The sequence below is a fragment of the Pseudomonas sp. LB3P14 genome (genome assembly GCF_054898045.1).
This window is the reverse complement of record NZ_CM142714.1, coordinates 5,212,216-5,238,031: the sequence shown is the minus strand read 5'-3', so window position 1 is coordinate 5,238,031 and position 25,816 is coordinate 5,212,216. Positions and strand designations below refer to the sequence as shown.

8 protein-coding genes are annotated in these 25,816 nt (G+C 60.7%); 3 read left to right on the top strand and 5 right to left on the bottom strand.

The window, feature by feature from the left end; all coding sequences use genetic code 11:
- Positions 1 to 7 precede the first annotated feature (7 nt).
- From ACYZT5_RS23870 to ACYZT5_RS23860, 3 genes are all read right to left on the bottom strand, one after another.
- Positions 8 to 937 (bottom strand): diiron oxygenase, encoded by a 930-nt coding sequence (locus tag ACYZT5_RS23870; RefSeq protein ID WP_462047675.1) that lies wholly within the window; start codon positions 935 to 937, stop codon positions 8 to 10.
- The gene (locus ACYZT5_RS23865; protein WP_462047674.1) at positions 934 to 1,710 is read right to left on the bottom strand and encodes a DUF3050 domain-containing protein; all 777 of its coding nucleotides are present in this window, start codon (positions 1,708 to 1,710) and stop codon (positions 934 to 936) included. The genes ACYZT5_RS23870 and ACYZT5_RS23865 overlap by 4 nt, the downstream gene beginning before the upstream one ends.
- A 747-nt stretch (positions 1,711 to 2,457) precedes the next feature.
- Positions 2,458 to 3,168 (bottom strand): GntR family transcriptional regulator, encoded by a 711-nt coding sequence (locus ACYZT5_RS23860; protein ID WP_462047673.1) that lies wholly within the window; start codon positions 3,166 to 3,168, stop codon positions 2,458 to 2,460.
- Positions 3,169 to 3,399: 231 nt separating this feature from the next.
- On the opposite strand from ACYZT5_RS23860, the gene lapG reads away from it, so the two are divergent.
- The 3 genes from lapG to ACYZT5_RS23845 all read left to right on the top strand — a co-directional run bounded on the left by lapG (position 3,400) and on the right by ACYZT5_RS23845 (position 6,705).
- The gene (gene lapG / locus ACYZT5_RS23855) at positions 3,400 to 4,092 is read left to right on the top strand and encodes a cysteine protease LapG (protein WP_462047672.1); all 693 of its coding nucleotides are present in this window, start codon (positions 3,400 to 3,402) and stop codon (positions 4,090 to 4,092) included.
- 14 nt (positions 4,093 to 4,106) lie between these two features.
- Entirely contained in the window at positions 4,107 to 6,053 is a 1,947-nt protein-coding gene (gene lapD / locus ACYZT5_RS23850; protein WP_462047671.1) for a cyclic di-GMP receptor LapD, read from the top strand.
- 376 nt (positions 6,054 to 6,429) lie between these two features.
- The gene (locus tag ACYZT5_RS23845; RefSeq protein WP_462047670.1) at positions 6,430 to 6,705 is read left to right on the top strand and encodes a DUF6124 family protein; all 276 of its coding nucleotides are present in this window, start codon (positions 6,430 to 6,432) and stop codon (positions 6,703 to 6,705) included.
- Positions 6,706 to 6,858: 153 nt separating this feature from the next.
- Here ACYZT5_RS23845 and ACYZT5_RS23840 read toward each other — a convergent pair whose 3' ends face one another.
- Both ACYZT5_RS23840 and ACYZT5_RS23835 read right to left on the bottom strand, forming a co-directional pair.
- Positions 6,859 to 7,197 carry a tryptophan synthase subunit beta gene (locus tag ACYZT5_RS23840; RefSeq protein ID WP_462047669.1) on the bottom strand — a complete coding sequence of 113 codons (339 nt, stop codon included), beginning with the start codon at positions 7,195 to 7,197 and terminating at the stop codon, positions 6,859 to 6,861.
- A gap of 148 nt (positions 7,198 to 7,345) precedes the next feature.
- Entirely contained in the window at positions 7,346 to 25,687 is an 18,342-nt protein-coding gene (locus tag ACYZT5_RS23835) for a LapA family giant adhesin (RefSeq protein ID WP_462047668.1), read from the bottom strand.
- Positions 25,688 to 25,816 lie beyond the last annotated feature (129 nt).

Here is a 25,816-nt window from a genome sequence, read left to right as displayed (position 1 = left end):
CTCCTCGTTAAACCAGGTAATCGCTGAGGGTGTCTTGCACGCACGGCGAATCGAGCAGCGAACTGCTGCGGAAAAACCGCACGATGTTGGCGACCAGCGGGTGATGGCGATTGATCGGGAAGGCCTGCCCCGACACTTCGCTCTTGAGGGCGTGGCGTGCGGCATCGCTGATCTTCAAGGACTCGATCAGCCGGAAGTCGAACGACTTCTGGATGTCGTTGGTCAGGTAATGGCCGATGAATATCGGCAGGATGTGCGCGATGCATCGGCGGTCGTCTTCGCTCGCGGTGTGCCAGTAGATGCGCACCAGCCGCGCCCAGAACCCGGAGTGGCGACCTTCGTCGAGCAAGTGGTCGGCCATCAGGCCCTTGATCGATTGCTTGACCGTGTCGTCCTTGGCGAACGCCGCGACATCGCCGGTCACGGTGTTCTCGGCGATGGCCACACAGATCAATTCCACGGCGCTGCGCAGGTGATCCGGGGCGAGCGCCACGGCTGCTGGAATGGCTCGGCTGAGTTCGATTTCATCCGGCAGTTCGATGGGCGTGATGCCGGTCATGGCGACGGTCTGTTGCATGAAATCCATCGCCACCAGCGCGTGGTAATCCTCGTCCACCACCACGGTCATGGCGTCGTAGCGGCAGGCGAACGGGAAGGCCACGGCGAAGCGATTCTTGGCGATGCTGCGGGCAGTCTTGTCGACGATTTCGGTTTCGAAAATCACCACGTCGTTGATGAATTTGTAGAGCGTCTGCACCAGTGCAAAGTCGCGCTGATCCGGGCATTCGCGCAGGAAGGTTTCGCTCAGCACCAACGGTTGGCGGCTCAACGGGTAGATCAATTTGTCGTCGTTCTCCAGCACGCGCCGGGGGCGGGTACGAATGGTCGCACGGCTTTCCCAGGCATCGGCGAAGGATTGATAGTCGGCGGCGTTCATGCGATCACCTCAGGCAGAGGTTCGCTCATGCTCAGGCGCAGGCCGTCCCACAGGGCGATGCGGCTTTCCACGGCGGCGATGGCGCTGGCGTAGACGTCTTCTTCGCGTTGCGGATTGCCATCGACCAGCCGGGCGAGAAGTCTTTCCGCCGCCGGGCCGTGGTCTTCGGAGTCGACTTCGATGTGGCGCTCAAGGTAGTAGCGAAAGGTCGGCGCTTGATCGAGGCCAATACCCCAATCATCGAGGATCCGCTGGAACATCTGCGGAATGACACTTTCCCGGCCATGCAGGAACACCGCCGCAACGCTATGGCCAGGCGCATGCAGCGCGGTGTGCAAGGTATGGCGCACGAACTGCGCGGCGGCTGGATCGACGTCCACACTTTGCAGCGCCACGTCGTAGCTCACCCCTTCTTTTTGCAGCGTCACGAAGCGCTCGACCGCAACCGTGCTTGCACCGACCTCTCGCATCGCATCCAGGTACAACTCGAAATGGCTGTAGTGACCGTGAGCCGGACGATCATCGGACTCTTCACCCAGCACGATCTCGTTGATCAAACGCGCTGCCTGCGGATCTCGCGGTGGCAGCCAGGGCAGCTGAACGCAGGTCAGTTCCTGCTGCAGGCGTTTGGTCAGTGACATGAAATCCCATACTGCAAATACATGGGTTTCCATGAAGCGTTGCAATACCGACAGTGAGTTGATTTCAGAAAAAATCGGATGAGCGCTAAGTTCTGCTTTCTTCTGGTTGAGACGGTCTTTAGTCGGTTTCATGGACGAGCCTATAAGTGAAATGGAAATACCGTAGGGTGTTTGATAAATAAGCGATTGTTAGTTAAAACTTTCTGTTGGCGAGCGGAGGCCTCAAGTGAATTGATAGAGGTGAGTTGCAATAAGTCGTTAAGTGACGGCCTGGCGTCAGTACTCAAGGCGGCGGAGAAAAACTAATACACGAATAAAGTGTCGAGCAAGTTATTTTTATATTATTTGAAAGTTTAACTTTCTTGCGCGCGACACGTTCCAATAAAACTTTTAATTTGAGTTTTATTTGGGTGTAGTTGCTCCTTCCGGCTTATATAAGTCAGAATTAAAATGAAGAGTGAATGCCTCACTCGAAACAACTTTCTAACTGGATCGTTGAAGTGGATTAGGGGGGCGGAAGTTGGCTGGGATCAACGCCGGTTCTTCCTTTCCCGTGGCAAGGCTCCTTCCGTAGGTTCTTGGTGCAGGGACTGCTCCGCTCGTGCGGTGCGTCGCCCGTTCATTGTTCGTTGGCAGGCCAAGAGTGAGCGTAATTCAAGGCAGCCGCTATCACCGAGGCGTCATCTGATCGGTGCAATGATGGGGCTGAGGATGGCAGGGTTTTGCAAGGGCGGGCGTGGCGTCGCTACACCGGTGCGGTGTGAGCGAAGGAGGATTTGTAAGCAGATTGTTCGCCGAGCAATCCCGGGTGAGGATCGCTCGATGTCACGGCAAGCGAGGGGAGCCGTTCGATCTGGTCGCCCAGGTCTGCCGCTGGGTTTATCTGGAGGTTTTTTTGCTCTGGGCCTCAGGGCTATTAAGGTAGCGTGTGATGACCTCGACGCCCCGGTTGAGGTGATGTTCGAGTATCTTCACTGAGCCTTCGACATCCCGGTCTTCGACGGCTCGCAAAAGCGCCCGGTGATCTTCCTGGGACAGTTTGCCCAAGCCCATGGCCTCAAGGTTGAAGCGCAGGAAGCGTTCCTCTTCGTTCAATCCGTCTTCCACCAGCCTCAGCAGCCGCCGGTTCGGCGCCTTGCAGTACAGCGACATGTGGAAGAGCCGATTGAGCCGGCCGATCTCGGTGTAGTCGTGTTCCGTTTCCAGGTTGTCGATATGACGGGCAGCCTGTTCGAAGTCTTCCTTCTCAAGCAGCGGAATCGATAGGCGCAGCGCTTCGGATTCCAGCAGGATCCGCAGTGCATAGGTTTCCACGGCATCGCCCTGGACCAGCGGTGCGACCACTGCACCTTTATGGGCGACTACGTTAAGCAGCGCCTGGGCTTCGAGCTGGCGCAACGCTTCGCGCACCGGCATGCGGCTGACACCGAAAAGATCGGCCAAATCTTGCTGACGCAGGGCGGTGCCGCAGGGAATGCGACCGTCGAGAATGGCCGAACGCAGGGTTTCTTCGATCACCGAGCGTGCCAGATGAGCCGGTATCGGCCCGTTGACCTTGATGCTGTTCAGAGGATTGGGCTTCTGTGTCACAACTACGCACCCTGATTGACTGAAATAAATTTGGATCCAAGAGGACACTAGTGACTGCCTGACAGGTTGTCAAACGTACACAAGGTCGCAGCCTGACGTGGCCACGATGTTTTTAGTGACACCTGTCATAAAGTTTAGCGCGCCAGCAGTGATCTCACCGTGCCATTGTTTTTTACCGGGGTAACCTGCACCATCAAACGCTTTCCACCCGCCTGACCTGGATGCCTCGCATTGTCGGTACGTTTCGCGATCCCTCGGACTTTGCGCTGGCTGTGCTGCGCGTTGCTGCTGGCCGGCGTTATGCTGGGCGGGCTGCATGCCGATTGGGATTTTTCGCTGATCAGCCGTCGCGCGCAGGCATTGTACGGGGCGTTGGGCGAAGGGCAGCAACGTATTGATGCCTGGCAGCACTTATTGGCTACGCAAAAGCAGGTCAACGAGCTCGAACAGCTTAAAGTGGTCAACCAATTCTTCAACAAGCAGATGCGCTATGAGGAAGACATCGACCTGTGGCACGAGGTCGATTATTGGGAAACGCCCATCGAGGCCCTGTGGAAGGGCGCCGGCGATTGCGAAGATTACGCGATCGCCAAGTATTTCAGCCTGCGCCATCTCGGCGTTTCCAGTGACAAGCTGCGCATCACGTACGTCAAGGCATTGCGCCTGAATCGGGCGCACATGGTGTTGACCTACTACTCAAGTGCCGAGGCCATGCCGCTGGTACTCGACAGCTTGATCGACGCGATCAAACCGGCCAGCCAACGAACCGATTTGCTGCCGGTCTACTCTTTTAATGCCGAAGGGTTGTGGTTGCCGGGCGCCAAGGGCAACAAGAAAGTCGGTGACACCAAACGCCTGTCTCGTTGGCAGGATGTGCTGAAAAAAATGCAGGCCGAAGGTTTCCCGGTCGAGACGACTAACTAGGAGCACGCGCTCAGATGTCTTTGTTCAAACAGCTGTTGATCGCTATCTGTCTGTTCCTGGTGATTGCCTTCACCGGAAGCTTCGTGGTCAGCCTGGAAAGCTCGCGCACTCAGTACGTCAACCAGTTGCGTTCCCACGCCCAGGACGCCGCGACTGCATTGGCATTGTCCCTGACGCCGAACATCGACGACCCGGCAATGGTCGAGTTGCTGGTCAGTTCGATCTTCGACAGTGGTTATTACGCGAGCATCCGCGTGGTCGACCTCAAGACCGATCAGACCATCGTTGAGCGCAGCGGCATTCCCGCGGTGAACAATGTGCCGGACTGGTTCGTCAAAATGATCGGGCTGGAAGCTGCCGGTGGTGATGCCCTCGTCAGCCGTGGCTGGGAGCAGGCGGCGCGGGTCGAGGTGGTCAGCCATCCGATGTTCGCGTTGGCCAAACTCTGGCAGAGCGCGCTGGGCAGTCTTGGCTGGTTGCTGATCTGCGGTGCGGTGAGCGCGGTGCTGGGCGCGCTGTTGTTGCGTCGGCAACTGAAGCCGCTGGATTACATGGTCAAGCAATCCCACGCCATCGCTCGCCGCGAATTCCTCAGCCTGCCCCAACTGCCGCGCACTCCGGAGCTGCGGCGTGTAGTGCAAGCCATGAACCAGATGGTCGAAAAGCTTAAAGCGCTGTTCCAGGAGCAGGCCGAACGCAGCGAAAAACTGCGGGCCGAGTCCTATCAGGACACCCTGACGGGGCTGGCCAACCGTCGCTATTTCGAAATGCAATTAAATGCCCGGGTGAGCAATCCAGAGCAGGCGAGTTCCGGTTATCTGCTGCTGTTGCGGGTCAAGGATCTGGCCGGGTTGAACCAGCGGTTGGGCGGCCAGCGCACTGACCAGTTGTTGAAAGCGGTTGGCGAGCAGCTGTCCCGAGAGTGCACCAAATACCCGGAAACCCTGAACCTCGTGACGCGGATTCGCGGCGGCGAGTTCGCCGTGCTGGCGCCGGGGCTGGTGCGCGAAGAAGCGCTGCAACTGGCGCAGAACCTCGACAGTGCCTTGGCGAGCCTACACGCGACGGGCGCCACCGACGTGGCCTCGGTGGCCTCGATCGGGCTGGCGCCGTTTGTTTATGGCGACACCCCGCAAGCGGTGCTCGGGCTGGGCGATCAGGCGTTGGCTCAGGCGGAAGGCCAGGGCGATTCGAGCTGGGTCTGCCTGGATCACAGCGCGTCGGCTAACATCGGCGACGACCATCATGCCTGGCACAACTTACTGGAACAGGCGTTGAATCAGCAGCGTTTCGAGCTGTATTTCCAGCCGGTGGTGGCCGCCCAGGACACGCAATTGGTGCTGCATTACAAAGTGCTGTCGCGTTTGATCGACGACGAGGGCCAGACCATTCCCGCCGGGCGCTTCCTGCCGTGGCTCGAGCGCTTTGGCTGGACCGCGCGGTTGGACCGGCTGATGTTGGAGCTGGTGCTTGAACAGATGGCCGACCATGAAGAATCGCTGGCGCTGAACCTGTCTTCAGCGACACTGACCGACCCGCAGGCGTTGAATAAAGTCTTTGAAATCCTGCGTCAGCATTCGAATCTCGGGGAGCGATTGACCTTGGAAATCGGCGAGGAGCAGCTGCCGGAGCAAGCCATGCTGGAAGAACTGACGCGCCGTCTGCACGAACTCGGGTTCTCCCTGAGCCTGCAACGCTTTGGCGGGCGCTTCAGCATGATCGGCAACCTGGCGCGGCTTGGGTTGGCGTACTTGAAGATCGACGGCAGTTACATCCGGGCGATTGATCAGGAGAGTGACAAGCGATTGTTCATCGAGGCGATTCAGCGGGCGGCGCACAGCATTGATCTGCCGTTGATTGCCGAGCGGGTCGAGACGGAAGGGGAGTTGATGGTGATTCGTGAAATGGGGCTTTATGGGGTTCAGGGGCAGTTGTTTGGTGAGCCGAAGCCTTGGGGCTAACCCACTGATCGTTCCCAGTCCAGAGCGTGGGAATGATCAGTGGGGGGCAGGTCCTAGTAGATTTCCTTCAAGTTGTAGCGGTGTTGGTGAACTTGTTCCGGCCAAAGCGCAGGCCTAGTCTGGCTTTGTCACCGAATAATCGGTGACACGGACGTGCAAGTCCGGGTAAAAGACGACGCGCAACGCCATTGGTTACTTGGCGAGCAGATTCATGCTCGCAGTGCCTCTTTTATGGCGGCTGTGCGCGGGAGATCTTTCTTTCGAGAATTATCTGCCGGGGTCCGTCTGCCCGGTCTTGCACACTCGCGCACAGCTGCCACCCTATTCGCGTGCAAGCGAACGGTAGTAGCTCCCAATACACAGATGGAGATACAACATGTTCAAAGTAACGCCAAATCCTCCGGAGCCCCGCAAAGGCCACCTCTTCACCGTCTCGCCCGACATCGGCACCGAAACCCTTCTCGCCAACGCCTCTGAAGACCTGCTCTCCATCAGCGCTATCGCCGCCGACCTGGCCGACGACGTCGAAGGTACACGCCGGTGCGTTGCGCTGGCGCTTAGCCGAATGGCCGACGGGGTTCATTTAATGGTGGAGCGGGTGCTGGATCACCTTGAATCGCCAGAGCTGGCGCCGGATCCGGTCAAGGTTTAGCGCGCATGATCGTTCCCACGCTCTGCGTGGGAATGCAGCCCGTGACGCTCTGCGTCACATCGGTGTCAGGCGCAACATCAGCGGTGAGGCCGGAACGCGGAGCGTCCCTAGAGGCATTCCTTTGCTGCGCGTGGGAACGATCAGCGTGTGGCCTTAGATCAACCCCGTCTCATCATCATCGATCAAATGGCTCAACCCGCCCAACGCTTCACGGGCATGGGACCGGTCCATGAGTTTGGCCTGGGCGGCGGCCGGCAGGTCGGTGACGCGGATCACGCCTTTGCTGGTCAACACCTGGATCAAGTCGTCGAGTACCCGGATCATTTCCAGGTCGCTCTGCTTGAGCTGTTTGAGGCTGGTTTCCATTACTTCGTTGGCATACCAGGACTGGATTTCATGGTGGTCGGCCGGCAGTGTTTCCGTGGCCTCGGCATAGGCCGCGGCTTCCACGCGCACTAACTGACCTTGCGCATCGCGTTGCACGTAGAACATTGAGCATCCCTCGGAAATGGACCAGCGTCATGCTGTCAGCAGCATAGGCCAACTGGACGCGAGTATGCGGTGCGGCGACGAAATCGTCATCGGGTTGATGGGTGCAAACGTGACGGCCGCCCCATAAGGGCGGCCGTTTTTCGTTGGATCAGCTGTTGTTGTGATCGATCTTGATGGTTGGGTCACTGCCGGCAATCAACGAGTGAATGTTGGCGGTGGACCAGTTGTTGCCTTCCAGTTTGATCGTCACATCCGGTGCAGCGGCTGCGGCGTCGGCGCCATTGAACTTGCCGGCGGAGCTGACTTGAAGGGATGACACGCCGTCCACGGTGGTGATCTTCAGGAAGTTGTCGATGGTGCTGCCGGTTTCGCCTTGCAGCAGATCGCGCAAGTCGATGCGGTCACCCTCGCTGGCCTTGAAGTCCTTGATCACGTCGCTGCCGGTGTCGCCAGCCTTCCAGACGAAGGTGTCGGCACCTGAACCGCCGATCAGAATATCGTTGCCCTGCCCGCCCATCAGCGAGTCGTTACCTGAGCCACCGAGCAGGATGTCATTGCCCTTGCCGGCGTCGAGGAGGTCGTTGCCACCCTGGCCGAAGAGAATGTCATTGCCGGCACCGCCCAGCAGCGAGTCATTACCGTCATGCGCCCCGGACACATCGAACGCGGTGTAGTGCTCGGTGATGAACTGGTGCACGTTGCTGGTGGTGACTTTGCTGACGTCCACGCCAGTTTCTTTTGCGACGAACGCCTGCATCGCCTGATAACCCTCACCGGCGATGCCGTTGAAGCTCACCAAGTCGCCAAACAGGAGGTCGTTGCCGTCGCCGCCATTGACCGTGTCCGCGCCCGGCATCGTCGCTTCGGTGTGACCGATGATTGAGTTGGCCAGGTCTTTCGGGTCGATGTTGGTTTGCGGCGTTTTATCCGAGTCGTACGGCTTCAGATCGGCAAGGGTGACGTCCTTGTTTATGCCGATGGCTTCTACCGTCGACACCTTGCCCAGCAGCGCGAAGCTGTCGGTGGAGTTGTCGGTGGTGGTCCAGCTGGTGCTGTTACCGCTGCCCGCCAGGCTGGACAACTCGTACGTGCCATCGCCTTGAGCATGAATGGTGCCCAGGTTGCTGGAACTCCAGCCGCCCCACCACGAATTATTGGGGGTTTGCAGTGTCACGGTTCCCGAACTGTTGATGTTCAGGATGTGTGTGCTGTCGATGTTCACAGAGAACTGGTCGCCCGGCTTGTAGTTGCTGGCTTTCACTACATCATCGAGTTTCACATTGCCGTACAGCGTCGGGTTGGTCTGCTCGCCGTTCTGGTAGTACGTCGGCTGGCCGTCGGTGATGAAGTAGGTCAGGTTCTTCGCCCCGGTGTTGGCAACGGCATCGGCGCTCTGGAACCAGTTGGCCGTGGTTTTGAACACGTCCTCGTAGTTGGTACCGCCGCCGGAAGCCATCGAATCCAGTACCGATTTGAGCAGGATCAGGGCATTTGGATCGTTCAGGTTGACCGACACCGACTTGTTGACCTGGGTATCGAAGTCCACCAGGAAGATGTTCACCGTCCCCGAGTTGCCGCCCATGCTCTGTTTGAGAGTGTTGAACACCGACGTTAGCGAGTCCTTGGCTGAGCTGACCGACGACGCGCTCATACTGCCCGAGCTGTCGACCATGAACGCGATGTTGTAGTTGGTGCCCGGCACCACGGTCAGCCCGCCGATGTCGGCGACCATGATGTCGTTGCCGTCGGTGCCGGTGATGGTGTCGTCAGCCGCCGTGGCGGTGGCGGCGTTGTAGACCGCCGGGTAAACCGTGACCGGGATCGTCGCGGTGCTTTGCGCCGAACCGCCGAGCGATTCGGTGGAGGTCGAGGTCACAGTCAGGTTGAACTGGCCGTTGTAGTACGGCGGCGGAGTGACGGTCAGGGACCCGAGGTTCCAGCCGGTGACGTTGGCTTCGCCGGACGTCGCGCTGGCGGTGAAGGTGTGCCCCGCACCATCGGTGAGCACCGAGCCTGCCGGAATGCCGCTGATTTTCACGCTCAGGCTTTCGGAGCCATCGATATCCGTCAGGGCCGTCTTGATGGCAGACAGGTGAACGCTGGTGCCTTCCGCGGCTTCATTGAGTTTGTAGCCTTCGTAGTAGCCTTCGCCGCTGGTGCCGTGCAAATCGGACACCGTCACGCCGGAAGCGGCAAGGTCCGCCACGCCGGTATACAGCGGCACGCCGGCGCTGCTCAAGTCGACCGGCGTACCGCCGTTGACCGACAGGTTGACGTCATAGTTGCCCGGGCCGCTCTGGTTGTGATGGTAGATGTCCAGGGTGTAGTAACCGCTGGTGGTCGGGGTGAACGAACCGTTCAGGCTGCCGCCCGCGCCCCACGTCGTGGCCGCCACGTTTTTACCGCCGATAGTCACCAACAGGCTGTCATCGCCGGTGCCGCTGAAGGTGTAAGTCTTGCCGGCTTCGAGGTAGATCAGACCGGAGGTTTTCGAAGCCGTGCCAGCTGCGACGCTGCCGTCGGATTGCACGTTGGTCACCGTACTACTGGAGTTTGGTCTGCCCGCGCCGTCGATGACGCTTTTCAGGGTGCCGGTGGTCGCGCCGCTGCCACCGGTGCCAAGCGGCAGGCCGGTCCAGACTTCCTTGATCAAGCCTGTGGATTTGACACTGTTGTCTGCAACGCTCAGGGACGGAGCGTCGGCCACTGGCGTGATGTCGATTTTGATCGTGCCGGTGTTGCCCAGCAGCGAGCCGTCGGTTGGCTGGAATTTGATCTGTGCGTAGTCGGCCAGATTATTACCCAGGCCTGTGTTGTAGCCGTTGGTGCCGGATTCGTTTGCATCCGGCAGGAAGCGCAACTTGCCAGCGTCGATGTCAGCCTTGGTGAACGTCTGGTTGTTCGCGACATCGGTCCAGGTCTTGCCGTCAGTGGCCAGGAACTGCAATTTTCCTTCGCCCAGCAGCTGGGTGATTTTCACGCCCAGATTGGCGGCGGCGCTGTCGACATCACTGACGCCGAAGGTCGACCAGCCAAGGATCAGCGGGGTGTCTTCGGTACCGGTAACGTTAATTGGTGCGGCGGTCGGTGCATCGTTCACGCCGACCACGTTGACGGTGGTGGTCGCGGTGTTGGAGTAGTTGCTGCCATCAGTCACGGTCACGGTGATGATCCGCGGCACGGTGCTCGGGTCCTCACTGTTGTTGGTGAAGCTGATGTTTTTGATCTGTTGCATGTAGTCGGCCAGCGTCGCGTTGCCCGTCAGGGTCAAGGTGACGGTGCCAGCCGTGCTGCTTGGAGTGATGTTGATGCCGTTGACGCTGTTGACCAGATTCAGCGCGTCACCCGGCTGAAGGTTAGTCAGCACGATGGTCGCGCCGGTCAGCAGGGTGCTGTCCGGGTCGGTGATTCCCAGATCGGTGTCGCCGATCGATACGCCCTGGCCGGTGGTGCCTTCGGTGAAGGTCACGTTGTAGTTGGCACCGGTGGCGCCGCTGGAGTTGTTGGCATCCAGGTCGAGCACCGGCGGCGCATCGTTATCGATGATTGAGGTGCTGACGCTGCCGTTGGAAGCGCTGATCGCCAGGTTTTCGAAGTTGCCACCGGTGGCCGAGTCGATCTTGACCACGACGTTTTCAGTGCGTTCGGTGATCCTGTCGTCCAGGGTCGCGACGTTGAAACTCGCCGTGCTGCCGCCCGCCGGGATTTTCACGGTGTACACGCCGGTGAAGTCCGAACCGTCGGCGGCGGTGCCGCTGTAGACGATTTTCAGGGTGACTTCGGTCTGCGCCGGGTTAGTCAGGCTGACGGTGTAGCTGGCGGTCTGGCCTTCGGTCACCGAGGTGCTGCCGCTGATGCTGACTTCGGTCTTGTCGACGGTGTCGGTGACGTTGGTCACGACCGCCGTTTTGTTGGGGACCAGGTTCTCGAAGTTGCCACCGGTAGCCGTGCTGATCGTGGCGCTGACCTTGCCGGCGTCGATGTAGACGTCGTCTTTCGGCGCATCGACGGTCGCGGTGCCGGTGGTTTTGCCGGCATCGATGGTGATCACGGCGCCGTTGCTCAACGTCACGGTCACGGGTGTGCCGGCAGCGTTGGTCAAAGTCGCGGTGTAGACGATCGAGCCGCCTTCAGCGATCGAGTTGGTGGCGCTGAGCGACAGGTTGGTGGTGTCGGTGGTGTCAGTCATGGTGGTGCTGACCGGCGTTTTGTCGGCGACCAGGTTTTCGTAGTTGCCGCCGCTGACGCCTGTGATTGAGTTGGTCAGCGGAGTGTGACCGTTCAACGCATCGTTGGGTGCGAGGGTGGTCACGGTACCGGTGGTTTTGCCGACTTCGATGGTGATCGTCTGACCGTTGGCCAACGACACGGTGACCGGGCTGCCAGTTACTGCTGTGCCAACAGTGGCGGTGTAAGTGACGGTGCCACCTTCAGCCGCGCTGCCGGTAGCGGTGAGTTTGACGGTCGAGGTGTCGATGGTGTCAGTGACGCTGGTCACTGCTGGAACCGTACTCGGCACCAGATGCTCGAAGTTGCCACCGGTGGCGGTGCTGATCGTGGCGCTGACCTTGCCGGCGTCGATGTAGGCGTCGTCTTTCGGCGCATCGACGGTCGCGGTGCCGGTGGTTTTGCCGGCATCGATGGTGATCACGGCGCCGTTGCTCAATGTCACGGTCACGGGTGTGCCGGCAGCGTTGGTCAAAGTCGCGGTGTAGACGATCGAACCACCTTCAGCGACCGAGTTGGTGGCGCTGAGCGACAGGTTGGTCGTGTCGGTGGTGTCAGTCACAGTGGTGCTGACCGGCGTTTTATCAGCGACCAGGTGTTCGTAGTTGCCGCCGCTGACGTTGGTGATCGAGTTGGTCAGCGGAGTGTGGCCGTTCAACGCATCGTTGGGTGCGAGGGTGGTCACGGTACCGGTGGTTTTGCCGACTTCGATGGTGATCGTCTGACCGTTGGCCAACGATACAGTCACTGGCGAACCGGTTACCGGCGCGCCGACTGTCGCGGTGTAGGTGACAGTGCCACCTTCAGCGGCCGACTCGGTGGCTTTCAGGGTCACGGTCGAAGTATCGATGGTATCAGTGACCTTGGTCACCGCCGGAACAGTGCTCGGTACCAGGTTCTCGAAGTTGCCGCCGGTAGCCGTGCTGATCGTGGCGCTGACCTTGCCGGCGTCGATGTAGGCGTCGTCTTTCGGCGCATCGACGGTCGCGGTGCCGGTGGTTTTGCCGGCATCGATGGTGATCACGGCGCCGTTGCTCAACGTCACGGTCACGGGTGTGCCGGCAGCATTGGTCAAAGTCGCGGTGTAGACGATCGAACCGCCTTCAGCGATCGAGTTGGTGGCGCTGAGCGACAGGTTGGTGGTGTCGGTGGTGTCAGTCACGGTGGTGCTGACCAGCGTTTTGTTGGCGACCAGATTTTCGTAGTTGCCGCCGCTGACGCCTGTGATCGAGTTGGACAGCGGAGTGTGACCGTTCAACGCATCGTTGGGTGCGAGGGTGGTAGTGGTGCCGGTGGTTTTGCCGACTTCGATGGTGATCGTCTGACCGTTGGCCAACGATACAGTCACTGGCGAACCGGTTACCGGCGCGCCAACTGTCGCGGTGTAGGTGACGGTGCCGCCTTCAGCGGCCGACTCGGTGGCTTTCAGGGTCACAGTCGAAGTATCGATGGTGTCAGTGACCATGGTCACTGCTAGAACCGTGCTCGGGACCAGATTCTCGAAGTTGCCGCCGGTGGCCGTGCTGATCGTGGCGCTGACTTTGCCAGCATCGATATAGGCGTCGTCTTTCGGCGCCGCGACGGTGACGGAGCCACTGGTGGCGTTGGCGGCGATGGTGATCACCGCGCCGTTGCTCAACGTCACGGTCACGGGTGTGCCGGCGGCGTTGGTCAGGGTGGCGGTGTAAACGATCGAACCACCTTCGGCGACCGAGTTGGTGGCGCTGAGCGACAGGTTGGTCGTGTCGGTGGTGTCAGTCACAGTGGTGCTGACTGGCGTTTTGTCGGCGACCAGGTGTTCGTAGTTGCCGCCGCTGACACCTGTGATTGAGTTGGTCAGCGGAGTGTGACCATTCAACGCATCGTTGGGTGCGAGAGTGGTTACGGTGCCGGTGGTTTTACCGACTTCGATGGTGATCGTTTGGCCGTTGGCCAAAGACACGGTGACCGGGCTGCCAGTCACTGCCGAACCAATGGTGGCGGTGTAGGTGACGGTGCCACCTTCAGCGGCCGACTCGGTGGCTTTCAGGGTCACGGTCGAGGTGTCGATGGTGTCAGTGACGCTGGTCACTGCCGGAACGGTGCTCGGCACCAGGTTCTCGAAGTTGCCGCCGGTGGCGTCCTTGATGGTGACTTCGATTTTGCCGGCATCTTTGTAGACGTCATCGGCAGGTGCCTTGACGGTCACGGAACCGCTGGTAGCGTTGGCGGCGATGGTGATCACGGCACCGTTGCTCAATGTCACGGTCACCGGAGTCCCCGCCGCGTGGGTCAGGTTCGCGGTGTAAACGATCGAACCGCCTTCAGCCACCGACTCAGTCGCGCGGAGGCTAACAGTTGTGGTGTCGACCGTGTCAGTCACGGTGGTGCTGACCGGCGTTTTGTCGGCGACCAGGTTCTCGTAGTTGCCGCCGCTGACGCCTGTGATTGAGTTGGTCAGAGGTGCATGACCGTTCAACGCATCGTTGGGTGCGAGAGTGGTTACGGTGCCGGTGGTTTTACCGACTTCGATGGTGATCGTCTGACCGTTGGCCAACGACACGGTGACCGGGCTGCCAGTTACTGCTGTGCCAACAGTGGCGGTGTAAGTGACGGTGCCACCTTCAGCCGCGCTGCCGGTAGCGGTGAGTTTGACGGTCGAGGTGTCGATGGTGTCAGTGACGCTGGTCACTGCCGGAACAGTGCTCGGTACCAGGTTCTCGAAGTTGCCACCGGTAGCCGTGCTGATCGTGGCGCTGACCTTGCCGGCGTCGATGTAGGCGTCGTCTTTCGGCGCATCGACGGTCGCGGTGCCGGTGGTTTTGCCGGCATCGATGGTGATCACGGCGCCGTTGCTCAACGTCACGGTCACGGGTGTGCCGGCAGCGTTGGTCAAAGTCGCGGTGTAGACGATCGAACCGCCTTCGGCGACCGAGTTGGTGGCGCTGAGCGACAGGTTGGTCGTGTCGGTGGTGTCAGTCACAGTGGTGCTGACCGGCGTTTTGTCGGCGACCAGGTTTTCGTAGTTGCCGCCGCTGACGTTGGTGATCGAGTTGGTCAGCGGAGTGTGGCCGTTCAACGCATCGTTGGGTGCGAGGGTGGTTACGGTGCCGGTGGTTTTGCCGACTTCGATGGTAATCGTCTGACCGTTGGCCAACGACACAGTCACTGGCGAACCGGTTACCGGCGTGCCGATTGTCGCGGTGTAGGTGACGGTGCCACCTTCAGCCGCGCTGCCGGTAGCGGTGAGTTTGACGGTCGAGGTATCGATGGTGTCAGTGACACTGGTCACCGCCGGAACAGTGCTCGGTACCAGGTTCTCGAAGTTGCCACCGGTAGCCGTGCTGATCGTGGCGCTGACCTTGCCGGCGTCGATGTAGGCGTCGTCTTTCGGCGCATCGACGGTCGCGGTGCCGGTGGTTTTGCCAGCGTCGATGGTGATCACGGCGCCGTTGCTCAATGTCACGGTCACGGGTGTGCCGGCAGCGTTGGTCAAAGTCGCGGTGTAGACGATCGAACCGCCTTCGGCGACCGAGTTGGTGGCGCTCAAGGCCAGATTGGTCGTGTCGACTGTGTCAGTCACAGTGGTGCTGACCGGCGTTTTATCAGCGACCAGGTTTTCGTAGTTGCCGCCGCTGACGTTGGTGATCGAGTTGGTCAGCGGAGTGTGGCCGTTCAACGCATCGTTGGGTGCGAGGGTGGTTACGGTGCCGGTGGTTTTGCCGACTTCGATGGTAATCGTCTGACCGTTGGCCAACGACACAGTCACTGGCGAACCGGTTACCGGCGTGCCGATTGTCGCGGTGTAGGTGACGGTGCCACCTTCAGCCGCGCTGCCGGTAGCGGTGAGTTTGACGGTCGAGGTATCGATGGTATCAGTGACCTTGGTCACCGCCGGAACAGCGCTCGGTACCAGGTTCTCGAAGTTGCCACCGGTAGCCGTGCTGATCGTGGCGCTGACCTTGCCGGCGTCGATGTAGGCATCGTCCTTCGGCGCATCGACGGTGGCGGTGCCGGTGGTTTTGCCGGCATCGATGGTGATGACGGCGCCGTTGCTCAACGTGACGGTCACGGGTGTGCCGGCAGCGTTGGTCAAAGTCGCGGTGTAGACGATCGAGCCGCCTTCGGCGACCGAATCAGTCGCGCTGAGGCTAACAGCCGTGGTGTCGGCAGTGTCCGTCACCGCGGTATTTGCAGGCTTACCGTCGACTTCCAGCTTCTCGTAATTGCCGCCCTGGGCGTCGTTGATTTTGACGCTCAGCGAACCGCCGCCAGCCAGAGCATCGTTCGGCGCGGTGAAGTTCACGCTGGCGCTGCTCGAACCCACCGGAATGGTGATGGTTTGACCGTTGGACAGGGTCACAACGACCGGCGAACCGGTGACTTCAGCCGACACGGTCGCGGTGTAAACCACGGTGCCGCCTTCAGCTACAGTGCCGTTGGCCGTCAGACTAACCGTCGAAGTATTGATCGTGTCAGTCACTTCCGTGACCGCAGCTGCCGGGTTGGTGACCAGGTTTTCGAAGTTGCCGCCACTGGCGTCCTTGATGGTCGCTTCGACTTTGCCGGCGTCTTTGTAGACGTCGTCTTTCGGCGCCGCGACAGTGACGGAACCACTGGTGGCGTTGGCGGCGATGGTGATCACTGCGCCGTTGCTCAACGTCACGGTGACCGGAGTCCCGGCAGCGTGGGTCAGGTTCGCGGTGTAAACGATCGAACCGCCTTCAGCGACCGACTCAGTCGCGCTGAGGCTAACAGTCGTGGTGTCGGCAGTGTCCGTCACCGCGGTATTCGCAGGCTTACCGTCGACTTCCAGCTTCTCGTAATTGCCGCCCTGGGCGTCGTTGATTTTGACGCTCAGCGAACCGCCGCCAGCCAGAGCATCGTTCGGCGCGGTGAAGTTCACGCTGGCGCTGCTCGAACCCACCGGAATGGTGATGGTCTGGCCGTTGGACAGGGTCACAACAACTGGCGAGCCGGTGACTTCAGCAGATACGGACGCGGTGTAAACCACGGTGCCGCCTTCGGCCACAGTGCCGTTGGCCGTCAGGCTGACTGTCGACGTATTGAGGGTGTCAGTCACTTCCGTGACCGCCGCCGCAGGGCTGGTCACCAGGTTCTCAAAGTTGCCGCCCGTGGCATCCTTGATGGTCGCTTCAACTTTGCCGGCGTCTTTATAGACGTCGTCTTTCGGTGCGGCCACGCTGACATGGCCGGACACTGCATCCTTGAGGATGGTGATGGTCGCGCCGTTGCTCAGCTTCACAGTCATGTTGCTGCCGGCGGCCTGGGACAGGGTCGCGGTGTAGACAATCTGGCCGCCTTCCTGCACCGAGCCGCTAGCGCTCAAGGTCAGGCTGGTAGTGTCAGCAGTGTCGGTGACCTTGGTGACGACGGCCGAGTGATCAGTGTCCAGTTTTTCGAAGTTGCCGCCGATGGTTTCCTTGATCGAGGTAAGGACGTCCGCTGCGCCGGTGTAGACGTTATTCGGTACGGTGAAAGGCGCAGAGCCGCTGGACTCGCCCGCCTTGATGTTGATCACCAGACCATTGTTCAGGGTCACGGTCATCGCCGTGTCTGCTGGGTGGTTCAGGGTCGCGGTGTAGGTAATCTGACCACCTTCGCCGACGGTGCTCACGTCTGCACTGAGCTTCAGCGTGGTGGTGTCGATCGTGTCTTTGACAGTAGTGGTATGCGCGGTTTTGTTGACGTCGAGCTTCTCGAAGTCGCCGCCACTGGTGCTGTCGATGCGGACAGTGATTTTGCTGCCGTCCTTGTAGACATCATCGGCCGGTGCAGGAACGGTAATGGAGCCCGACTTGTCGCCGGCCTTGATCACGATGCTTTCGCCGTTGCTCAACTTGACTGTCATGTCGGTGCCGGCCGCATTCGTCAGGCTGGCGGTGTAGGTGATGTTGCCGCCTTCAAGCACCTGACCGCTGGCGGTCATGGTCACTTTGGTGGTGTCCAGGGTGTCGCTGATGGCGGTCGAGGTCGGGGTCTTGTCGGCGACCAGATTCTCGTAGTTGCCGCCGGTCACATCCTTGATGGCGTTGGTCAGCGGCTCGTGGCCAACCAATGCATCATTCGGGGCTTTAACGGTGATCGAGGCCGTGCTTTCACCGACAGGGATGGTGATTTTTTCACCGTTGGACAGGGTGACGACCACATCCTTGCCGGTGACCTTCGAGGTCACGGAAGCGGTGTACACCACGTTGCCGCCTTCGGCTGCGGTGGGCGTTGCCGTCAGGCTGACCGTCGACGTATTGAGGGTGTCAGTCACTTCAGTGACCGCTGTTGCCGGGCTGGTGACCAGGTTTTCGAAGCTGCCGCCGCTGGCGGATTTGATGGTCGCTTCGACTTTGCCCGCGTCTTTGTAGACGTCATCTTTCGGTGCATCGACGGTCACAAACCCGGAGGTTTTGCCCGCTTCGATGGTGATGACGGCGCCGTTGCTCAGCGTCACGGTGACCGGAGTGCCGCCTGCGTTGGTCAGTGTCGCGGTGTAGGTAATGTGGCCGCCTTCGGCCACGGAACCTGTAGCGGTCAGGCTAACGGTGGTGGTGTCTGCGGTGTCAGTAATCGAGGTGTTCGCCGACTTGCCATCGACGTCCAGCTTCTCGTAATTACCACCCTTGGCGTCGTTGATTTTGACGCTCAGGGAACCGCCGCCAGCCAAGGCGTCGTTCGGTGCGGTGAAATTCACGCTGCCACTGCTGGCGCCAACCGGAATGGTGATGGTCTGGCCGTTCGAGAGGGTCACGACGACCGGCGAATCAGTCACCGGCGCGCTGACGGACGCGGTGTAAACCACGGTGCCGCCTTCGGCGACAGTACCGTTGGCCGTCAGGCTGACCGTCGACGTATTGATCGTGTCAGTCACTTCTGTGACCGCAGCTGCGGGGCTGGTGACCAGGTTTTCGAAGTTGCCGCCGCTGGCATCCTTGATGGTCGCTTCGACTTTGCCCGCATCTTTATAGACGTCGTCTTTCGGCGCCGCGACGGTGATGGATCCGCTGGTGGCGTTGGCGGCGATGGTGATCACCGCGCCGTTGCTCAACGTCACGGTCACGGGCGTGCCGGCAGCGTGGGTCAGATTCGCGGTGTAAACGATCGAACCGCCTTCAGCGACCGACTCAGTCGCGCTGAGGCTAACAGTCGTGGTGTCGGCAGTGTCCGTCACCGCAGTATTCGCAGGCTTACCGTCGACTTCCAGCTTCTCGTAATTGCCGCCCTTGGCGTCGTCAATCTTCACGCTCAAGGAACCGCCGCCAGCCAGGGCATCGTTCGGTGCGGTGAAATTCACGCTAGCGCTGCTGGCGCCGACCGGAATGGTGATGGTCTGGCCGTTCGATAGGGTCACAACAACCGGCGAACCGGTGACTTCAGCAGACACGGTCGCGGTGTAAACCACGGTACCGCCTTCAGCCACAGTGCTGTTGGCCGTCAGACTGACCGTCGAAGTATTGAGGGTGTCAGTCACCTCAGTGACCGCAGCTGCCGGGCTGGTGATCAGGTTCTCGAAGTTGCCGCCGCTGGCGTCCTTGATGGTCGCTTCGACTTTACCGGCATCTTTGTAGACGTCATCGGCAGGTGCCTTGACGGTCACGGAGCCGACCGTCGCGCCCGCCGCGATGGTGATCACTGCGCCGTTCGACAGGTTCACGGTGACCGGTGTGCCGGCCGCGTGAGTCAGCGTCGCGCTGTAGACAATCGAACCGCCTTCAGCGACCGAATCCGTAGCGCTCAGGTTCAGGGTGGTGGTGTCTTTAACGTCGGTTACCGACGTGACTGCCGGGGTTTTATTCGCCACCAGGTTTTCGTAGTTGCCACCGGTGGTGCCGTCGATTTTCACGCTCAGAGAACCGCCGCCAGCCAGTGCGTCGTTCGGTGCGGTGAATTTCACGCTGGCGCTGCTGGCGCCGACCGGAATGGTAATGGTCTGGCCGTTGGACAAGGTCAAGACAACCGGCGAACCGGTCACTGGTGCGTTGACCGAAGCGGTGTACACCACGGTGCCGCCTTCAGCCACAGTGCTGTTGGCCGTCAGACTGACTGTCGATGTATTGAGGGTGTCGGTCACGTCGGTAACCGCTGGCGTCTTGTCGGCCACCAGGTTTTCGAAGTTGCCGCCGGTGGTCTTGGTGATGCTGGCTTCAACTTTGCCGGCGTCTTTGTAGACGTCATCCTTCGGTGCGGCGAAGTTCACCGAACCGGTGGTGGCGCCTTTGGCAATGTGGATCACCGCGCCGTTGTTCAACGTCACGGTCATCGCGGTGCCGGCGGCATTGGTCAGGATCGCGGTGTAGACGATCGAACCGCCCTCGGCGACCGAACCGGTTGCGCTCAGGCTCAGGCCAGTGGTGTCGGCAGAATCGGTGACCGTGGTGACCGCCGACGAATGATCGACGACGACTTTTTCGAAGTTGCCGCCGCTCTGGCTGGCGATCGTAGCCTGAACTTTTCCGCCGTCGATGTACGGGCTGTTGGCCGGTGCGGCGAAGTTGACCGAACCGGTGGTGGCGCCAGCGGCGATGTTGATCACTGCGCCATTGCTCAACTTCACGGTCATGGCCGTGTCTGTCGGGTTGTTCAGGGTGGCGGTGTAGGTGATCTGGCCACCTTCGCTGACGGTATGGCTGGCCGACAGGGACAGGGACGTCGTGTCGACCGTGTCTTTGACGGTGGTGCTCACTGACGCCTTGCTGATGTCGAGTTTTTCGAAGTTGCCACCGCTGGCATCCGTCATCGTCACGGTGAGCTTGCCGGCATCTTTGTAGACGTCATCGCTTGGCGCCGCGATGGTCACCGAACCGCTGGTTTTGCCGGCTTCGATGGTGATGGTCTCGCCGTTGCTCAGCTTGACGGTCACCGGCGTTTGCGCGGCGTTGGTGAGGGTCGCGGTGTAGGTGATGTGCGAGCCTTCGAGTACCGACTTTTCAGCGCTGAGCGTCAGGTGCGTCGTATTGATTGTGTCGGCGACGTTGGTCACGGCCGGGGTCGGGCTGGTGACCAGGTTTTCAAAGTTGCCGCCAGCGGCGTCCTTGATGGTGACTTCCAGTTTGCCGGCGTCCTTGTAGACGTCGTCTTTCGGTGCGTCGACTTTCACGGTACCGGTGGTTTTACCGGCATCGATGGTGATGGTCGCGCCATTGCTCAACGTCACGGTCACTGGTGTGCCGGCCGCATGGGTCAGGGTGGCGGTGTAGGTGATCTGGCCGCCCTCTTTGACGTTGCCGGTGGCGCTCAGCGACAGGGTGGTGGTGTCGACGGTGTCGGTCACGATGGTGCTGACCGGGGTTTTATCGGCGATCAGGTTTTCGTAGTTGCCGCCGCTGACTTTGGTGATCGAGTTGGTCAACGGCGCATGGCCGCTGAGCACATCGTTCGAGACCACGGCATTGACCGTGCCGCTGCTTTTGCCAATACCAATGGTGATGGTCTGACCGTTGGCCAGCGTCACGACGACCGGCGAACCGGTGACCGGTGCGCCGACAGAGGCGGTGTAAACCACAGTGCCGCCTTCGGCCACGCTGCTGGTGGCGGTCAGGGTGACCGCTGAGGTGTCGAGGGTATCGGTGACACTGGTGACGGCCGCAGCCGGGTCTTTGACCAGGTTCTCAAAGTTGCCGCCGCTGGCGTCCTTGATGGTTGCCTGGACTTTGCCGGCGTCTTTGTAGACGTCGTCTTTCGGTGCATCGACGGTGACAGAGCCGCTGGTAGCGTTGGCGGCGATGGTGATGACCGCACCGTTGCTCAGCGTGACGGTGACCGGAGTGCCGGCAGCGTGGGTCAGGTTCGCGGTGTAAACGATCGAACCACCTTCGGCGACCGAGTGGGTAGCGCTCAGGCTCAGGGTGGTGGTGTCAGCTTTATCAGAAACCGAGGTGTCCGCCGACTTGCTGTCGACTTCCAGTTTTTCGAAGTTGCCGCCCTTGGCGTCGTCGATTTTGACGCTCAGAGAGCTGCCGCCAGCCAGAGCATCGTTCGGCGCGGTGAAGTTCACGCTGCCGGAGCTCGCGCCCACCGGAATGGTGATGGTCTGGCCGTTGGACAAGGTCACGACGACCGGCGAACCGGTCACTGGTGCGGTGACGGACGCGGTGTAAACCACGGTGCCGCCTTCAGCCACAGTGCCATTGGCCGTCAGACTGACTGTCGAAGTGTTGATCGTGTCAGTCACTTCGGTGACCGCAGCTGCGGGGCTGGTGACCAGGTTCTCGAAGTTGCCGCCGTTGGCGTCCTTGATGGTGGCTTCGACTTTGCCGGCATCTTTGTAGACGTCATCGGCTGGCGCCTTGACGGTCACGGAACCGCTGGTAGCGTTGGCCGCGATGGTGATCACTGCGCCGTTGCTCAACGTCACGGTGACCGGAGTCCCGGCAGCGTTGGTCAGGGTGGCGGTGTAAACGATCGAACCGCCTTCAGCGACCGATTCAGTCGCGCTGAGGCTAACAGTCGTGGTGTCCGCAGAATCAGTCACCGAGGTGTCCGCCGGCTTGCCGTCGACTTCCAGCTTCTCGTAATTGCCGCCCTTGGCGTCGTCGATTTTGACGCTCAGAGAGCCGCCGCCGGCGAGGGCATCGTTCGGCGCAACAAAGTTCACGCTACCGCTGCTGGCGCCGGCCGGAATGGTGATGGTCTGGCCGTTGGACAAGGTCACGACGACCGGCGAACCGGTCACTGGTGCGGTGACGGACGCGGTGTAAACCACGGTGCCGCCTTCGGCCACAATGCCATTGGCCGTCAGGCTGACTGTCGACGTGTTGATCGTGTCAGTCACTTCCGTGACCGCCGCTGCCGGGTTGGTGACCAGGCTCTCGAAGTTGCCGCCGCTGGCGTCCTTGATCGTCGCTTCTACTTTGCCGGCATCTTTGTAGACGTCATCGGCTGGCGCCTTGACGGTCACGGAACCGCTGGTAGCGTTGGCCGCGATGGTGATCACTGCGCCGTTGCTCAACGTCACGGTGACCGGAGTCCCGGCAGCGTTGGTCAGGGTGGCGGTGTAAACGATCGAACCGCCTTCAGCGACCGATTCAGTCGCGCTGAGGCTAACAGTCGTGGTGTCCGCAGAATCAGTCACCGAGGTATTCGCAGGCTTGCCGTCGACTTCCAGCTTCTCGTAATTGCCGCCCTTGGCGTCGTCGATTTTGACGCTCAGAGAGCCGCCGCCGGCGAGGGCATCGTTCGGCGCAACAAAGTTCACGCTACCGCTGCTGGCGCCGACCGGAATGGTGATGGTCTGGCCGTTGGACAAGGTCACGACGACCGGCGAACCGGTCACTGGCGCGGTGACGGACGCGGTGTAAACCACGGTGCCGCCTTCAGCCACAGTGCCATTGGCCGTCAGACTGACTGTCGAAGTGTTGATCGTGTCAGTCACTTCCGTGACCGCTGCTGCGGGGCTGGTGACCAGGTTTTCGAAGTTGCCGCCGCTGGCGTCCTTGATCGTCGCTTCTACTTTGCCGGCATCTTTGTAGACGTCATCGGCTGGCGCCTTGACGGTCACGGAACCGCTGGTAGCGTTGGCCGCGATGGTGATCACTGCGCCGTTGCTCAACGTCACGGTGACCGGAGTCCCGGCAGCGTGGGTCAGGGTGGCGGTGTAAACGATCGAACCGCCTTCAGCGACCGAATCAGTCGCACTCAGGCTCAGAGTCGTAGTGTCCGCAGAATCCGTCACCGAGGTGTCCGCCGACTTGCCGTCGACTTCCAGCTTCTCGTAATTGCCGCCCTTGGCGTCGTTGATTTTGACGCTCAGCGAACCGCCGCCGGCGAGGGCATCGTTCGGCGCAACAAAGTTCACGCTACCGCTGCTCGATCCAACCGGAATGGTGATGGTCTGGCCATTGGACAGGGTCACCACCACCGGCGAACCGGTCACTGGTGCGGTGACGGACGCGGTGTAAACCACGGTGCCGCCTTCGGCCACAGTGCCGTTGGCCGTCAGGCTGACTGTCGACGTATTGATCGTGTCAGTCACTTCGGTGACCGCAGCCGCCGGGTTGGTGACCAAGTTCTCAAAGTTGCCGCCCGTGGCGTCCTTGATAGTGACTTCAACTTTGCCGGCATCTTTATAGACGTCATCAGCCGGTGCCGGGACGCTCACGCTGCCAGTGGTCGCGTCGGCAGCAATGGTGATGACCGCGCCATTCGAAAGGGTCACGGTGACTGGCGTGCCGGCCGGATTGGTCAGGGTCGCGGTGTATACAATCTGACCGCCCTCGGCCACTTCGGTGGACGCCGACAGGCTCAGGCCGGTGTCATCCTTGGAGTCGGTAATGGTGGTCAGCGCCGGCTCGGTGCTCGGGGTCAGCTGCTCGAAATTGCCGCCGGTGGTTGCGGTGATGGTGGTGCTGACGATGCTGCCATTGTTGTAGACGTCATTGGCAGCGGTGTCGACGGTCACGCTTCCAGTGGTCGCGTCGGCAGCAATGGTGATGACCGCGCCGTTCGAAAGGGTCACGGTGACTGGCGTGCCGGCCGGGTTGGTCAGGGTGGCGGTGTAGGTGATCTGGCCGCCTTCGACGACGGTACCGGTGGCGGTGAGGCTCAGGCCAGTGTTGTCTTTCGAGTCGGTGATAGTGGTCAGCGCCGGCTCGGTGCTCGGGGTCAGCTGCTCGAAATTGCCGCCGGTGGTTCCGGTGATGGTGGTGCTGACGGTGCTGCCATTGTTGTAGACGTCATTGGCCGCGGTGTCGACGGTCACACTGCCGGTGGTCTTGCCCGCTTCGATGGTGATGACCGAGCCATTGCTCAAGGTCACGGTCATCGGCGTGCCGGCCGGGTTAGTCAGTGTCGCGGTATAGGTGATCTGGCCGCCTTCGACGACGGTGCCCGTGGCGGTGAGGCTCAAGCCGGTGTTGTCGACCGAGTCGGCAATGGTGGTGACCGCTGGCGCGGTGCTCGGCACCAGGTTCTCGAAGTTGCCGCCAGTGGCGCCAGTGATCGTGGTGCTAACGGTGCTGCCGTTCTGATAAACGTCATTAGCCGGGGTGTCGACGTTCACGGTGCCGGTGGTTTTTCCGGCTTCGATGGTGATGGTCGAGCCGTTGGACAGGGTGACAGTGACCGGCGTTTGAGCCGGGTTGGTCAAGGTGGCAGTGTAAGTGATCTGGCCGCCTTCGGTGACCGTCGAACCCGCCGTCAGCGTGACAGTGGTGGTGTCCGGCGAGTCGGTAATGGTGGTTACGACCGGGGCCGGGTTTGGCACCAGGTTTTCAAAGTTGCCGCCGGTGGCACCGGTAATGGTGGTGGTGGCCGTGCTGCCGTTGTTATAGACATCGTTGGCCGGTGTCGGCACGTTCACGCTGCCGGTCGTGTTGCCGGCGTCGATGGTGATGATCGAGCCGTTGGACAACGTGATGGTGACCGGTGTCTGGGCCGGGTTGGTCAATGTCGCGGTGTAGGTGATCTGGTCGCCTTCGGTAACGTTGGCGCCGGCGGTCAAGGTGACCGTGGTGGTATCAACGGTGTCAGTGACCTGGGTCACGGCCGGGGTTGTCGGCGGGGTGACGATGATGCCGCTGCCACCCGTGGTGCCAGTGACGGTCACGTCGATCTGGGTCGGGTCGTTATAGACAGTGTCGTTCGGCGCGAGCGGGACGTTGACCGTACCGGTCAACTGGCCGGCCTGGATCACGATCACCGAGCCGTTGGATAACGTGATGATCAGGTCGGTCAGCGGAGCCTGGCTCAGCGTCGCGGTGTAAACCAGCACGCCACCGGCCTCGGTGATGGTCGGCGTGGCGCCCAAGGTCAGAGTCGATTCGCGCTGCACGTTGGCGTTGGTATCGGCAGCCTGGCCGCCGATGGTGTTCTGGGCAGCCAAAGCGGCAGTGCCGATGCCTGCAGTCGGGAAACCAATGGTCGGGTCGACCCGGCCAGCGGTTGCATCCAGCATCACGAAGCTGTGACCGCCACCTGCCGCGCCGCCCGTGCCGGCAGCTGTTGGGCCGGCTGCGGTGGCTTCAAGATCGGTGGTCGGGTCGGCACCGGCAGCGATGGCTTGCTGCAGCTCTTCAACCGATGGCGCGGCTTGTGCTGTGGCTTGTGCAAGGTCAGTGCTGGAATCCGGGTCGCTGCCGCTCCATTGAGTGTCGCGGCCCAGGTCCAGGGTCCGGCCGTCAGCCAGTTCGAGCGTGACAGCACCTGCTGCACCGGTGTCTACCTGATCGCCGACAAACAACCGATCGCCTTCAACGAGTACGCGACGCACGCCCTCTGGGGACACAGCGAAAACCTGACCGACAATGCTTTTGACGATGGCCACAACACTGCTCATTGAAGACTCTCCGGGTGTCACATTCAGTAGACGTCCATGGACCTGAGAGCGATTGATCGCGTTCAGTCTGGATGTACTTTCAAGGTATAAAAGGCGCAATTTTGACGCGGTTATTCGTCAACAAATTGG

Coding starts and splice junctions, on each gene's coding strand:
- ACYZT5_RS23870 (WP_462047675.1), bottom strand. CDS start 937: ATGAACGCCGCCGACTATCAATCCTTCGCCGATGCCTGGGAAAGCCGT.
- ACYZT5_RS23865 (WP_462047674.1), bottom strand. CDS start 1,710: ATGAAACCGACTAAAGACCGTCTCAACCAGAAGAAAGCAGAACTTAGC.
- lapD (WP_462047671.1), top strand. CDS start 4,107: ATGTCTTTGTTCAAACAGCTGTTGATCGCTATCTGTCTGTTCCTGGTG.
- ACYZT5_RS23845 (WP_462047670.1), top strand. CDS start 6,430: ATGTTCAAAGTAACGCCAAATCCTCCGGAGCCCCGCAAAGGCCACCTC.
- ACYZT5_RS23840 (WP_462047669.1), bottom strand. CDS start 7,197: ATGTTCTACGTGCAACGCGATGCGCAAGGTCAGTTAGTGCGCGTGGAA.
- ACYZT5_RS23835 (WP_462047668.1), bottom strand. CDS start 25,687: ATGAGCAGTGTTGTGGCCATCGTCAAAAGCATTGTCGGTCAGGTTTTC.